This is a genomic window from Frankia casuarinae, from assembly GCF_000013345.1.
GTDB lineage: Bacteria > Actinomycetota > Actinomycetes > Frankiales > Frankiaceae > Frankia > Frankia casuarinae.
In genome coordinates, this window is the sequence record NC_007777.1 from 4,236,969 (window position 1) to 4,251,763 (window position 14,795).

The window sequence follows — 14,795 nt, forward strand, 5'->3', positions numbered from 1 at the left end:
GCGGATACCATCCGGCCCAGCCCGGGGACGGCGCACCGCGCGGTGTCGGGCACCGCGACCGGGTCGGACGCCGATCGGACCCTGCCGTCACCGGATGGAGACGGATCGCGACCGGCCGGGCCCCGCTCGGGGACGACGGGACGACCGGCGAAGACAACACCGCACCGCACCGGACCGGACCGCGCAGCACCGTCCCACTCGCCGCGACAGAGCCTCCAGAGTACCGCCACCGGATCGTCCGGGCGGTGCCATCCGGCGGCGCGCGGGTCCGCCAGGATCGCACCCGCCACCCGGGACATTACCGTAATGCCGGACTACCATCACCCATTGCCACCAGCGAGGGCCGCCCGGGTCCCGCGGGCGATCTCCAGGTCCTCGCGTGCCTCGATCACGAGCGTGCGCACGGCGGCCCCCGGCACGCCGATCTCGCGCTCCGTGCCACCAGATGGGCCCGTACCACCAGATGGGCCCGTACCACCAGATGGGCCCGTACCACCAGATGGGCCCGTACCACCAGATGGGCCCGTACCACCAGATGGGCCCGTACCACCAGATGGGCCCGTGCCGCCCGGCAGACCCGTACCACCGGCCCGGGCCGGATCGTTACGCTCGGGATCCACCGCCACGCCCAGGTAGCCGAGTCCGGCCGCGGCCCCGGCCCGCACGGAGGCGGAGTTCTCCCCGACGCCGCCGGTGAACACCAGGGCGTCCAGCCCGCCCAGCGCGGCGGTCATCGCGGCGATCCCGGCGCGCAGCCGGTGCAGGTAGACCGCCAGCGCCAGCGCGGCGGCAGGCTCACCCGCGGCGACGCCGGACTCGACATCCCGCATGTCCGCCGTCCCCGCGAGCGCGCGCAGCCCCGCCGAGGTGAACAGGCGATCGGTGAGCTCGTGCGCGCTCAGTCCCGCCTCCGTCTGCAGCCACAGCAGCGCGCCGGGATCCACGGTGCCGGACCGGGTGGCCATCACCAGGCCCTCCAGCGGGGTGAAGCCCATCGTGGTGTCCACCCCCACCCCGTCGAGAACGGCGGCGAGCGACGCGCCCGAGCCGAGATGACAGGTCACGATGCGCCGCGCCCCGGTGAGCGCGGCCGCCCGCCGGGAGACGTGGGCGTGGGACAGGCCGTGGAAGCCGTACCGGCGGATGCCATACCGCTCCCGCCACTCGGCCGGGATGGCGTAGGTGATGGCCTCCGCCGGCATCCGGCTGTGGAACGCCGTGTCGAAGCAAGCGACCTGCGCCACCTCGGGCACGGCCGCCCCGACCTCGTCGAGGGCGGCAAGTGCCGCAGGCTGGTGCAGGGGGGCGAGGGCGGTCAGCCTCCGCAGCCGCTCGGCCACGGCCCGGTCGACGACCACGGGTGCGGTGAAATCCGTCCCGCCGTGCACGATGCGGTGCCCGACCGCGCCCGGCTGGCCACCCTCGTGGGTGAGCTCGCGCAACGCGGCGATGACCCCGGCCGGGTCCACCCGACCGGCTGGCGCGGTGAGATCGCGCGCGGCGAGCAGGACGTCGTCCGGGCCGATCAGCCGCAGCTTGAGGCTGGCCGATCCGGCGTTGACCACCAGGACGTTCATCGCGACGGGGCGGGGCTCGGTAGGGGCGAGGCTCAGTAGGGCCAAGTCCAGTTCCGGATCTCCGGGGCGTCCTCGCCGTGGTCCCGGGTGTAGGTCCGGGCCGCGAGCCGCGCGTCGATCATCTGCTGCCGGACGTGCGCGGCGCGGGCGCCCAGGCTCGGTACCCGGTCGATGACGTCCGCCACCAGGTGGAACCGGTCGAGGTTGTTCAGCATGACCATGTCGAACGGGGTGGTGGTCGTCCCCTCCTCGATGTAGCCACGGACATGCAGGTTGTGATGGTTGTGCCGCCGGTAGGTCAGCCGGTGGATCAGCCAGGGATAGCCGTGGTAGGCGAAGATGATCGGCCGGTCGGTGGTGAACAGCGCGTCGAAGCGGGCGTGCGAGATGCCGTGCGGATGTTCCGCCTCGTCCTGCAGGGACATCAGGTCGACGACGTTGACGACGCGCACCTTCAGATCGGGGAAGTGCTGGCGCAGGAGGTCCACCGCGGCGAGGGTCTCCAGGGTCGGGATGTCCCCGGCACAGGCCATCACCACATCCGGCAGCCCGTCGCCGGGCGCGTCGTGGTCGTTGCTGGCCCAGTCCCAGATGCCCAGGCCACGGGTGCAGTGGGCGATCGCCGCCGGCATCGACAGGTAGTTCAACGCCGGCTGCTTGCCGGCCACGATCACGTTGATGTAGTGCCGGCTGCGCAGGCAGTGGTTGCCGACGGAGAGCAGGGTGTTCGCGTCCGGGGGCAGGTACACCCGGACGACCTCGGCCTTCTTGTTCACGACGTGGTCGATGAATCCGGGGTCCTGATGGGAGAAGCCGTTGTGGTCCTGCCGCCACACGTGGCTGGTCAACAGGTAGTTCAACGATGCGATCGGGCGCCGCCACGGGATGTGCCGGGTGGTCTTCAGCCATTTCGCGTGCTGATTGACCATCGAGTCGACGATGTGGATGAACGCCTCGTAGCAGGAGAAGAACCCGTGCCGGCCGGTGAGCAGATAGCCCTCCAGCCAGCCCTGGCACAGATGCTCGGAAAGCACCTCCATGACCCGACCGTCCACGGCCAGGTGCTCGTCCGTCGGTTCCGTCCCGGCGTTCCAGACGCGGTCGGTCACCTCGAAGAGCGCACCCAGCCGATTGGAGGCGGTCTCATCCGGGCCCATCACCCGGAAGGTGCTCGGATTGGCGGCCACCACGTCCCGTAGGAACGCGCCCAGGATCCGGGTCGGCTCGGCGAGGGTGGTCCCGGGGGCGGTGACGTCGACCGCGTAGTCACGGAAGTCGGGAAGAGTCAGATCACGCAGCAGCTCGCCCCCGTTGGCATGCGGGTTCGCACTCATCCGCCGGGGACCGCGGGGGGCGAGCGCGGCGAGTTCGGCCCGCGGGGCGCCGCCGGCATCGAAGAGCTCCTCCGGCCGGTAGGAGCGCAGCCACGCCTCCAGCTGGGCCAAGTGCCCGGGGTTGTCGTGCAACTGCGCGACGGGCACCTGGTGGGACCGCCACGTGCCCTCGACCGGCAGGCCGTCAACAGTGGCCGGCCCGGTCCACCCCTTGGGGGTCCGCAGCACGATCATCGGCCAGGTGGGGCGCTCGGTGCGGCCGTGGCGGCGGGCCCGGTCCTGGATCTCGTGGATCTCGCCGACGGCGGCGTCCAGGACGCCCGCCATCCGCTGGTGCACCGCGGCCGGGTCGTCCCCGACCACGAAGTACGGATGGTACCCGTAGCCACGCAGGAGCGCGGTCAGCTCCTGCTCGGGGATGCGGGCCAGGATCGTCGGATTGGCGATCTTGTAGCCGTTGAGGTGCAGGACCGGCAGCACCGCGCCGTCGCGACCCGGGTCGAGGAACTTGTTGGAGTGCCAGCTCGCCGCGAGCGGGCCCGTCTCGGCCTCCCCGTCCCCCACGACGGCGCAGACCACCAGGTCGGGATTGTCGAAGGCCGCGCCGTAGGCGTGGGTCAGCGCGTAACCGAGCTCGCCGCCCTCATGAATGGACCCGGGAGTCTCCGGCGCGACGTGGCTGGGAATTCCGCCGGGGAAGGAAAACTGCCGGAACAGCCGCCGCATCCCCGCCACATCCCGGCCGATCGAGGGGTAGACCTCGCTGTAGGTGCCTTCCAGGTAGGCGTTCGCCACGATGCCGGGACCGCCGTGACCCGGACCGATGATGTAGATGGCGTTCAGGTCCTTTGCCCGGATCACGCGGTTCAGATGGGCGTAGATGAGGTTCAGGCCGGGAGTCGTGCCCCAGTGCCCGAGCAGGCGCGGTTTGACGTGCTCCGGACGCAGCGGCTCGGTGAGCAGGGGATTGTCGAGCAGGTAGATCTGTCCGACGGACAGATAGTTCGCCGCTCGCCAGTAGGCGTGGATGAGGTCAAGCTCCGCCGGGGACAACGGCCCCGCGGCCGGATCCGCCCCGCTCCGCTCGGCGTCGACGACGCTCGTCATCGGCTGTACTCTTTCTCTTTCTCCCAGTAAATCAATAGACGGCCGGCGGCGGGAAGGTCCGGCGCTCAGCCCTCCCCCACCAGCGGGCTGGAGGCGACCTCGGTGCCGTCATCCAGCGTCGAGATCCGGAAGTCGGCGAACACGTTGGGCGCCACCCGGAGCAGTTCCCGCAGGACGGCGACGGCAAGCCCGCGGATCTCCACGTCGGCATGCTCACTCGCCCGCATCCCGATGAAGTGCCGCCACGCCCGGTAGTTCCCGGTGACCACGATCCGGGTCTCGGTCGCGTTCATCAGCACCGACCGGGCCGCCTGGCGCGCCTGCTTGCGCCGTGAGATGGGCGCGGAAACGTCGGCGAACCGCTTCTCCAGACCTTCCAACAGGCGCCCGTAGGCCTCCAGCGAGGCCGCCGCGGCCTGTTGGAACAGGGCGTGCAGCTCCGGATCGGCCGCGATGACCTCCGGTTCCACCACGGCGGCGTCCCGCTCGGGGACGTAGCGCTGGGAGAGCTGGCTGTAGGAGAAGTGCCGGTGCCGGACCAGCTCATGGGTGAGGCTGCGCGACACCCCGGTGAGATAGAGCGATACGGTCCCGTGCTCGAGCACGGACAGATGCCCGACGTCGAGAATGTGCCGTAGGTAGCCGGCGTTGGTCGCGGTCGCCGGATTCGGCTTGTTCCAGCTCTGGTAGCAGGCCCGCCCGGCGAACTCGGCGAGGGCCTGACCGCCGTCGGCGTCGGTGCTCCAGGCCACGTCGTCCGGGGGGATGAACTCGGTCTTGGCGATCACCTGGACCCGAAGCCGCACGGACGTCGGTTCGGACGTCGGTTCGGACGTCGGCTGCGACACTGCCACCTCCATCATCCATCATCTGGACGCGGGACCCGTTGCCCGGTCGCTGGCGGACTCCGCCCACGATAGACGGCGCCCATCCGCCGGGGCGCGGGGACCTCACCCGGCGGCGGCATGCACCCGGACGCCAGGCCTGCAATCACCCGACCGGGCCAGCAATCGCCCAACCGGGATCGTGTCGGCATCCACTTACCCGTCCGGTCACCCGATCGACGCGCGGGGATTGGCAGTCACGACCCGCGTGGTACACCGGAGGTGGACGCCTCGTCAGTCCCCAGCGACGAGGAGTCGCAGTGCCCGCCCTCACGGCGTGGCATGGCGCGGCCGGGGATCTCCGCCCCCGTCAATCCCCGGCCGCCCGGCCACGTCACGACGGACAGCCTCCCGGCGATGGCGCGGCGGCACGCCCGCCGCGCGCATCGGACCGCGGGCTGCGCACGACCCCCGGGCCCGCCGGTCAGCCCGCGGACGGGGTCCAGGTCGCCGGGTCCGCCGCGGACTGGTCCCCGGTGGCCATGTTCTTCACCTCGTGCGCCCGGCCATCGTCGAAGGGCGGGAACCAGACGAATCCGATGCCCTTGCGGGAGGCGTAGCGGACCTGCCTGGCCACCTTGTCCGGCTGGTGGTAGGTCTCCACCCGCAGCCCCCGGGTGCGCAGCTCGGCGGCCGTCGCGAGGGCGGCGGCGCGGCGCGGCGCGGCGGGGATCACGACCAGCACGTCGGCGGGGCTGGACGGCCCGGTGGTGAGCAGGCCCTCGGCCAGGAGCTTGGCGAAGATGCGGGTGAGGCCGATCGAGATCCCGACGCCGGGGAGGTTGCGGCGGATGAAGGAGCCGGCAAGGTTGTCGTACCGCCCCCCCGAGCAGATGCTGCCGAAGTCCGGCCAGTCGACGAACTTCGCCTCGTAGACGGTCCCGGTGTAGTAGTCGAGACCGCGGGCGATCGAGAGGTCCGCGACCACGTCGCCGGCGGGCAGGTCGGCGAGATCGCCGAGAACCGCGGCGAGCTCGTCGAGCCCCTCGGAGAGCAGGTCCGATTTCACCCCGAGCCGGCGTACCTCCTCGACGACGCCGGGATCGCAGCCCCGAATGCCCGTGAGCTCCAGGCAGGCGCGCACCTGGTCCGGGTCGAGCCCGACCGCGGTGGTCAGCAGCCCCTCCACCCCCGCGAGGCCGATCTTGTCGAGCTTGTCGGCGACCCGGATGACGGCCAGCGGATCGCCGATGCCCAGACCCTCGTAGAAGCCCTGGAGCACCTTGCGATTGTTGATGTTGAGGGTCCAGGGCGGAACGCCGAGGGTGCCCAGGACCTCGTGCACGATGCGGGGAAGTTCCGCGTCGAAGTGCAGGGGCACCTGATCAACGTTGATCACGTCGATGTCGCACTGGGTGAACTCGCGGAAGCGGCCCTCCTGAGGACGCTCCCCCCGCCACACCCGCTGGATCTGGTAGCGCTTGAACGGGAACACGAGGTCGTTGAAGTGGGCGGCCACGTACCGCGCGAAAGGCACTGTGAGGTCGAAGTGCAGGCCGAGGCGGGCGCTGTCGTCGTCGGCGTCGGCCTGCAGGCGGCGTAGCATGTAGACCTCCTGGGAGGTCTCCCCCTTCGCGGTCAGCACCTCGAGCGCCTCGACCGAGGGGGTCTCCACCGAGCAGAAGCCGTACCGCTCGAACGTCGCTCGGATGGTGTCGAGCCAGCGCTGCTCGACGAGACGGACCTCGGGCAGCCACTCGGGAAATCCGCTCACGGGCAGGGGACGGACGATCGGCGCGTCACTCATCGCCGCGGAATCTCCTCATCATCTCGAACGGACGGGCACCTGCCGCCCCGGGCACGGTCAACCGCGAAGCCGGGTGGCAGTCACCGATGTCGAGCGAGGAGACGCATAAGCAGCAGCCTATCGCGTGGGGCTCGTTGACCTCACAGCCGGAGAGCGATTCCACGGCGGGGATGGGGCCCGTTCCACCGGGCCCCATCCCGTCGATCACACCGGGTGCCCCGCGCGCGCCTCGACCTCCGCGAGCCGCGCACCCGTCTCGCCGCACTGCTCGACCGGCGCCGGCGGCGCTCCGTCCCCCCGGTGCCGCTGCTCCGGCAACGAGCTCGGGATGACGCCGGTCGGCCGGCCGGGGGCCAGGTAGACCCATCCGGCCTGGCGCCACTGGTCGGCGTCGAGCGCGTGCCGGGCGTCCACCACGACCTTGCGCCGGACCACGGCCCCGAGCCGGGCCGGGTCCAGGTCGGCGAACTGGCGCCACTCGGTGAGCAGGACCAGCGCGTCGGCCCCCTCGACCACGGCCTCGACGGAGTCGCTGTAGGCGAGGCCGGGCAGGGCCTGCCGGGCGTTGTGCGTCGCGACCGGATCCACGACCGTCACCCCGGCGCCGGTCTCGGCCAGTAGCCCCGCGACCGCGAGCGCCGGGGAGTCCCGCACGTCGTCGGAGTTGGGCTTGAACGCGGCGCCCAGCACGACGAGGCGCCGGCCGACCAGCGTGCCGTCGAGGGCCGCGGTGACCAGGTCCACCACACGGTCCCGGCGACGATTGTTGATCTCGTCGATCTCACGCAGGAAACGCAGCGCCGCACCGACCCCGAGCTCGTCTGCGCGGGCCTGGAAGGCCCGGATGTCCTTGGGTAGGCAGCCGCCCCCGAACCCCACCCCCGGACGCAGGAAGTTCCCGCCGATGCGCACGTCGTGGGACAGCGCCTCGGCCAGCGTCAGGACATCGGCATCGACCGCCTCGCACACCTCCGCCATCGCGTTGATGAAGGAGATCTTCGTCGCGAGAAAGGAGTTGGCCGCCGTCTTCACCAGCTCGGCCGTCGCGTAGTCGGTCACGATGACCGGCACCCCCTGGGCGATCACCGGCGCGAAAGCGGCCCGCAGCGCTCCCTCCGCAGCCGGGGAGGCGACACCGAAGACGAGCCGGTCCGGTCGCAGGGTGTCGGCCACCGCGAAGCCCTCCCGGAGGAACTCCGGGTTCCAGGCCAGCTGGACGCCGGCGAGATCGCTGGAGATGTCGGCGGCGGGCTCGTCCACCTCGTCATGGCCCAACCCGTCATGACCCACCTCGACGCGGCCCAACCCGTCGGCCCCCGCCGCGCCGGGCGCCGTCTCGCCCGCGACCGGGCGGTTCGCCGGGGCGAGCTGCGCGATCGTCCGGGCGAGCCCCGCAGCCGTGCCGGCCGGCACCGTCGACTTGCCGACCACGAGGCACGGCCGGGTCAGCAGCGGCGCGAGGCGCTCGATGGCGGCGTGCAGGTGGCTCAGGTCCGCCCCGTAACCGTCGGCACGCTGGGGGGTGCCCACACAGACGAAGTGCACGTCGCCGAACTCGGCAATCTCCTCGAAGGAGGTGGTGAAACGCAGCCGTCCGGTCCGGAGGTTCGCGCGCAGGAGGTCGGCGAGGTCGGGCTCGAAGAACGGGATCTCCCCCGCGGACAACCGCTCGATCTTCGAATGGTCGACGTCCACGGCGAGCACCTCGAAGCCAAGCTCCGCCATGCACACCGCGTGGGTGGCCCCCAGGTACCCGGTGCCGATGACGGTCAGGCGTGGACGAGGCCCGGTTCCGGGCGCCGCCGCATCATCAAGGCTGTCCGACGAGCTCATCAGGCTCCTCCTCATCGTCGTACCCCCCTGGATTGAGACGCTGAAACTCCCAGGCGTCCCGGCACATGTCCGCGACATCCCGGCGGGCTGACCAGCCGAGTGCCGTACGGGCGAGCGCCGCGTCGGCGACCAGGGCGGCGACGTCCCCCGGCCGCCTCGCCACGACGCGACTGGGGAGATCACGAGCGCAGGCCGCGGAGAAGGCCGCGAGCAGTTCCCGCACGGAGGTGCCAGCGCCGGTCCCGAGGTTGATGACCCGATGTCCCGCCTGGTCATCGAGATGATCGAGAGCGAGTCGATGGCCCTCCGCCAGGTCGACCACGTGGATGTAGTCGCGTACGCCCGTGCCGTCGGGCGTGGGGTAGTCGTCGCCGAAGATGGACAGCTCCGGGCGCCGGGCGACCGCCACCTGGGCCAGGTAGGGCATGACGTTGTTCGGCACCCCACGGGGATCCTCGCCGAGCAGGCCCGACTCGTGCGCCCCGGCGGGGTTGAAGTATCGCAGGGACGTCACGTGCCAGGACGGATCCCGGGCGCAGAGGTCGGCGAGGATCTGCTCGCACATCCATTTGGTGCGCGCGTAGGGATTGGTCGGGCGGGCCGGCGTGTCCTCGGCGATCGGTACCTTGTCCGCCGCTCCGTAGATTGCGCACGAGGACGAGAAGACCAGCCGGCGCACGCCGTGCTCCGCCATCACGCGGACCAGACCCAACGTCGCGTTGACGTTCGTGTCGTAGTACTCCAGCGGGATGTCGACCGACTCGCCGACGGCTTTGAGAGCGGCGAAGTGAATAACGGAATCGATCTTCCATCGGCGGAACACGTCACCGAGCGCCGCCCGGTCACGGACATCGAGCCGCACGAAGTCGATGTCGCCGTCCACCACCTTACGCAGCCTGTCCAGCACCCGCGGTGAGCTGTTGACGAAGTTGTCCACTCCCACTACCCGATGACCCGCGGCGAGCAGGTCCACCCAGGTATGAGAGCCGATGAACCCCGTCGCCCCGGTCACCAGGACCGTCTCGGCTCGACTCGTCGACGTCATAGCTCGGTTATCCACTTCTTCGGTGATCAACTGAAACAACTCGTCACCGGTGCTCCACACCGGCCCGGAACAACCGATCCCGGCAGCAGGATCAACCCGACGGCGGCTAGGATCCGTACCACGGCCACGGCCACGGCCACGGCCACGGCCACGGCCACGGCCACCGCCACCGCCCTTCGGCTGGACCGCGCGGTCCCGACCGTTCGGGCAGCGAACACCGCGATGGGCACGGGCACACCCGGGGCGACGGACATCGGGCACAGCAGAACATAACCCCCAGGTCGGTGCATCGCCGACCTGGTAGCGGCCGCGGCGATCCCGGTGAACCAGACGATCGGCGCGAGCAGGAGCCCCGGTCCGGTCACAGCGCCAGCGTCGGGTAGTGCACGGCCGGTGGCAAGAACCGCGCGCACGGCACCCGGGACCGGCGGCCCACGTCCCGGAAGAAGATGTCCGGGAGGTGGCGTGGCCACGGGAACTCTCGGGTCACCATTGCCGCGGACGTCCCGGGCCCGTCGCCGTTCGCCCACGCATCGGCGGCGAGGGCCCCGCCTCGGCCTGAGCGCGCACGGCAGGTAGGTGGCGCTGACATCCTCGGCGGGTTGCGGACCAATGCCACCGATCTCACGTAACGCGGCGGTGCACACGGCGTGGCGCCGGCCATCACGAACCCTCCCCCCGCAAACAGAAAGTCACGTTCCCCGCGCGGCCACGTTCCTGGAAAGCCACGTCCCCGGAAAGCTCGGTGGCGGGGCGGGACACCTGTGACGCCGGTCAAGCGACCTGACGGCTCTGCGCGAGCTGGCCGGCGAACCAGGAGATCGTCCGGGTGAGCCCGTCGTGCAGGCTCGTCTTCGGTTCCCAGCCCAGGAGGGTCCGGGCGAGGGTGATGTCGGGTTGACGCACCGAGGGGTCGTCCTGGGGCCGCGGGACGAAGGTGATCGGCGCCGTCGATCCGCACAGGTCACGGACGAGCACCGCGGTGTCGAGGATCGACATCTCGTGCGGGTTCCCAATGTTCACGGGCCCGGGCAGGTCCGAGTGCAGAAGTCGGACGATGCCGTCGATCAGGTCGTCGACGTAACAGATGGACCGGGTCTGGGTTCCGTCACCGGCGACCGTGATGGGCTCGCCCCGCAGCGCCTGGGAGATGAAGGCGGGAATGGCGCGACCGTCATCGACCCGCATCCGCGGGCCGTAGGTGTTGAAGATGCGGACAATACCGGTGTCGACACCGTGCTTGCGCCGATAGGCCATGGTCACCGCCTCGGAGAAGCGCTTGGCCTCGTCGTACACACTGCGCGGGCCGACCGGGTTCACGTTGCCCCAGTAGCCTTCCGGCTGGGGATTGACCTGTGGATCGCCGTAGGACTCCGAGGTCGAGGCGAGCAGGAACCGAGCATTCTTCTGCCGCGCCAGGCCAAGGGCGTGGAAGGTACCGAGCGAGCCGACCTTGAGCGTTTCGATCGGCAGCTCGTAGTAATCCACCGGAGATGCCGGGGACGCAAAGTGCAACACGGCGTCGACCGGACCAGAAACATAAATGAAATCATTCACATCCCGGTTGACCAGGCGGAAACGTGGGTCGGCGAGCAGATGCTCCACATTCTCCGGCCGGCCGGTGATGAAGTTGTCGAAACAGATGACCTCGTAGCCGCCGCCCAGTAGGCGTTCACAGAGATGACTGCCCAGAAAACCGGCGCCGCCGGTCACTATCGCACGCACGTCGTGTGCTCCCGGATCTGGAATACAGAGGACCCCGGAGAGTGCCCGTCGATCGCTGTCCGGAGTCCGGCGACGACGGGCGTCCTCCCTTGAGCCATGCGAAGGAGGCGGCGCATCCGATCAGATCGCGCCGCGAGGCCAGGTTGGAGGATCGGGGGAAACGGACATCAAATGATCGGAGATCAGAGGATCAGTAGCTGCTCACCCGCCGGAGCACTCAGCATGGACACTGCCGGACCGATCTCGAATGGCCGCAGGACACGAACACCGCACTACCCCCCAGTAGTCTGATGGCCGACAACGCCGACCCTCTGCGGCATCGTACACAGGTCATCGACGCGTTAAGTACGCGGCCCGGCCCAGTCTCCCTCCTAGCCACGTCGATACGATATAACCACCCGTCACCGATGGCGCCCGACTCCCTACGGGAGATGTCAATGGCCGTCCCGGAGCCGCCTGCATTGGATGAGCAATTCACCGCCAGGGGACGGAGCACGGTCACCCGCGGGAGTGCCGCTCAAGGACGATCGCGTGACGCATCGCGGCGCGTCCCCGGCGGGTGTCCCCGGCATCTCCATAGGAGACCGCGAGCCGGTACCAGCGACGCCATTCACCCGGCGCCGCCTCGACCTCCGCCCGACGCTGGGCGAACGCGGCGTCGGCCGAGGCGCGGTCGATCCGGCCCGACGGCCGGCGCACGAGAACCGGCTCGTCGGCACGGGCGCCGGGGTCGAAGCCGCGGGCGGTGCCGGACTCGACGTCAGCCGTCGCATCCGCGGCTACGTCGAACATCCGGGCAAGCCGCTCGGTGTCGCGGCCGAAACGCAGCTCACGCAGGATGACGACGGCGCCGATCATCGGAAGCAGCACGACACCGAGACCGAGTCCACGGGCCGCCCAGCGATCGTCGCCGAGCAACTGGATTCCCCGCCACCCGATCAGCCCGAGGTAGAAGCCACACGCCGCGACGAGCACGGCCACCAGCCACCGGGCCCTCACCTGGACGCCCCACCGGATGCCGACGCCACCGGGCCGTCCGGATCCAGCCGGATCCGCGCCCCGGGTGCCGCCAAGGTCGCCACGACCGGCATCCGCCGCTTGACCAGGGAGCACACGTCGTCGGGGCGCGCCCGGGCCAGGCAGCTGAACGTCGTACCAAGATCGATACCAAAGACGCTACGGGTACCCGCCGGGAAACGACGGTCAACGTGTCCGACCACATCCGGAAACCTATCTTTCGCGGCCCGTGGTGGCAGCAGACACCTGCCCCAAGATGCCCGCGGCGCTAGTCCAGGTCGAGCAGCGACTCCAGACCGACCGTGAGTCCCGGTCGCTCGCCGACCTTCCGCACGCTTAGCAGCACCCCCGGCATGAACGAGGTGCGGTCGTAGGAATCGTGTCGCAGGGTGAGGGTCTCCCCGGCGCCCCCGAGCAGGACCTCCTGATGCGCGACGAGCCCGGCGAGGCGGACGGCATGCACCGGCACGCCGTCGACCCGGGCGCCGCGGGCACCGTCGAGGGCGGCGGTTGTCGCGTCCGGGCCGGCCACCGGCAACCCGGCGGTGGTACGCGCCGCGGCGACCAGCTGCGCGGTACGCCGGGCGGTGCCGCTCGGCGCGTCGGCCTTGCCGGGATGGTGCAACTCGATGATCTCCACCGAGTCGAAGAACCGGGCGGCCCGGGCGGCGAACGTCATCATCAGCACGGCGGCTACCCCGAAGTTCGGCGCGACGAGCACCCCGACCCCCGGTGCCGCGGCCAGCCAGCCACGCAGGGTCGCGAGCCGCGGCTCGTCGAAGCCGGTGGTGCCGACGACGACGTGCTTGCCGGCCTGGACGCACCAGCGGAGGTTGTCCATCACCGCGTCGGGGGTGGTGAAGTCGACGACGACGTCGGCCGCGGCGAGCGCACCACGGTCATCGCCGGTGCCGAGGGCCGCGACCAGCGCCAGGTCGGCGGCGGCCTCGACGGCGGCACACACCGTCGACCCCATCCGTCCCCGTGCACCGAGCACCCCCACCGCTGTCCCGGTTACCGGGACAGCGCCGGTTACCGGGACAGCGCCGGTTACCGGGACAGCGCCGGTTACCGGGCGGGACTCGGAGTCGGACATCGGTGAACCTCTCGGGACGAGAGTCGCTAACGGGCGACGGCGGCGCTGAAGTCGTGGTCGTCGAAGGGTCCGATGACGCCCAGGGCCCAGGACTGGTCCAGCAGCTCCCGCGCGATCGCGGTGACATCGTCGAGGGTGACCGCGTCCACCCGGGCGATGATCTCGTCGACCGACAGGACCTCACCGTGGACGAGCTCGCTCTTGCCGAGGCGGCTCATCCGGGATCCGGTGTCCTCCAAGCCGAGGATCATCGAGCCGCGGTTCTGCCCACGGGCCCGGTCGAGTTCCTCGGCACTGATCCCGTGCTCGGCGATCTGGCGTACCTGCTCACGGGCGAGCTCGAGGACCACGTCGGCACGCTTGGGGGCGCATCCGGCATAGACGCCGAACAGGCCCGCGTCGGCGAAGTGGGAGGCGAACGAGCCCACCGAGTACGCCAGCCCCCGCTTCTCCCGGATCTCCTGGAACAGCCGCGAGCTCATCCCACCGCCCAGCGCCGTCGACAGCACGCCGAGCGTGTAACGGCGCGGATCGTGCCGGGACAGTCCCCTGGTGCCGAGCACGAGATGCGCCTGCTCGGTCGGCCGGTCGGTCACGACGATGCCGGGCGGCGGCGGGTAGTCGTACGATCCGCCACGCACCTCGAACGGCTCGGCGCTCACCGTCAGACGGTCGGCGAACGCCTCGGCGACCAGCGCCAGCGCCCGGTCGTGCGCCAGGTTGCCGGCGATGGAGACCACCATCGCCGGCGGGACGTACCGGGAGCGGTAGTAGTCCGCGATGGTCTCCCGGCCCAGCCCCTCGATCGACTCGGTCGTCCCGAGCACCGGGCGGCCGAGTACCGACGACCCGAGCATCGCCGCCGCGAATACGTCATGGACGAGGTCACCCGGGTCGTCCTCGTACATGGCGATCTCCTCCAGGATCACGCCACGCTCGGCCTCGACGTCGTCGGCTGTCACCAGCGAGTTGGTGACCATGTCGGCGATGACGTTGACGGCCATCGCGAGATCGGAGTCGAGCACCCGCACGTAGTAGCAGGTGTACTCCTTGCCGGTGAAGGCGTTGATGTCCCCGCCGACCGCCTCGACCGACGCGCTGATAGTCAACGCGTCCCGGCTGGGCGTGCCCTTGAACAGCAGGTGCTCCAGGTAGTGGGAGCATCCGGCGGTCACCGGCGTCTCGTCGCGCGAGCCCACCGCGACCCAGACGCCGATCGCGACCGAGCGCACCCCGGGGACCCGCTCGGTGATGACCCGCAGACCGCCGGGGAGCACGGTGCGGCGCGCCGTGCCGTCCAGCAACGATTCGCCACTGACTCCGCCAGCAGCGAGCAGGTGCGCGGCCCGGGCGCCGGGAACCGGCTTGTTCCGCGGCGCGCCGGCGGTCCCCGCTGAGCAGGTCAGGTCGGGCGTGGGAGTGTCGGACAC

12 protein-coding genes are annotated in these 14,795 nt (G+C 70.6%); all 12 read right to left on the bottom strand.

Annotated elements, in window-relative coordinates; translation table 11 throughout:
• Positions 1–320 precede the first annotated feature (320 nt).
• Positions 321–1,577: an acetate/propionate family kinase gene (locus tag FRANCCI3_RS17890; protein ID WP_049760980.1), complete on the bottom strand. Its 1,257-nt coding sequence runs from the start codon at positions 1,575–1,577 to the stop codon at positions 321–323.
• Between the two features lie 32 nt (positions 1,578–1,609).
• The gene (locus FRANCCI3_RS17895; protein WP_011437922.1) at positions 1,610–4,018 is read right to left on the bottom strand and encodes a phosphoketolase family protein; all 2,409 of its coding nucleotides are present in this window, start codon (positions 4,016–4,018) and stop codon (positions 1,610–1,612) included.
• A gap of 65 nt (positions 4,019–4,083) precedes the next feature.
• Positions 4,084–4,881, bottom strand: coding sequence for an FAD-dependent thymidylate synthase (gene thyX / locus FRANCCI3_RS17900; protein WP_011437923.1), 798 nt, complete (start codon positions 4,879–4,881; stop codon positions 4,084–4,086).
• Between the two features lie 445 nt (positions 4,882–5,326).
• Positions 5,327–6,649, bottom strand: coding sequence for a histidine--tRNA ligase (gene hisS / locus FRANCCI3_RS17905; RefSeq protein WP_011437924.1), 1,323 nt, complete (start codon positions 6,647–6,649; stop codon positions 5,327–5,329).
• A 204-nt stretch (positions 6,650–6,853) separates the two neighbouring features.
• Positions 6,854–8,482, bottom strand: a complete 1,629-nt coding sequence (locus FRANCCI3_RS17910; protein ID WP_023840209.1) for a UDP-glucose dehydrogenase family protein — start codon at positions 8,480–8,482, stop codon at positions 6,854–6,856.
• Positions 8,460–9,527, bottom strand: a complete 1,068-nt coding sequence (galE, locus tag FRANCCI3_RS17915; RefSeq protein ID WP_011437926.1) for a UDP-glucose 4-epimerase GalE — start codon at positions 9,525–9,527, stop codon at positions 8,460–8,462. The genes FRANCCI3_RS17910 and galE overlap by 23 nt, the downstream gene beginning before the upstream one ends.
• Before the next feature lie 26 nt (positions 9,528–9,553).
• Positions 9,554–9,892: a hypothetical protein gene (locus FRANCCI3_RS27360; protein ID WP_035958171.1), complete on the bottom strand. Its 339-nt coding sequence runs from the start codon at positions 9,890–9,892 to the stop codon at positions 9,554–9,556.
• A gap of 409 nt (positions 9,893–10,301) precedes the next feature.
• Positions 10,302–11,252 (bottom strand): UDP-glucuronic acid decarboxylase family protein, encoded by a 951-nt coding sequence (locus tag FRANCCI3_RS17925; RefSeq protein ID WP_011437927.1) that lies wholly within the window; start codon positions 11,250–11,252, stop codon positions 10,302–10,304.
• Between the two features lie 498 nt (positions 11,253–11,750).
• Positions 11,751–12,251, bottom strand: coding sequence for a hypothetical protein (locus tag FRANCCI3_RS17930; protein WP_011437928.1), 501 nt, complete (start codon positions 12,249–12,251; stop codon positions 11,751–11,753).
• Positions 12,248–12,472 carry a hypothetical protein gene (locus tag FRANCCI3_RS17935; protein ID WP_023840213.1) on the bottom strand — a complete coding sequence of 75 codons (225 nt, stop codon included), beginning with the start codon at positions 12,470–12,472 and terminating at the stop codon, positions 12,248–12,250. The genes FRANCCI3_RS17930 and FRANCCI3_RS17935 overlap by 4 nt, the downstream gene beginning before the upstream one ends.
• Before the next feature lie 65 nt (positions 12,473–12,537).
• Positions 12,538–13,272 carry a 4-hydroxy-tetrahydrodipicolinate reductase gene (dapB, locus tag FRANCCI3_RS17940; protein ID WP_011437929.1) on the bottom strand — a complete coding sequence of 245 codons (735 nt, stop codon included), beginning with the start codon at positions 13,270–13,272 and terminating at the stop codon, positions 12,538–12,540.
• 119 nt (positions 13,273–13,391) lie between these two features.
• Positions 13,392–14,795, bottom strand: a complete 1,404-nt coding sequence (locus FRANCCI3_RS17945) for a M16 family metallopeptidase (protein WP_011437930.1) — start codon at positions 14,793–14,795, stop codon at positions 13,392–13,394.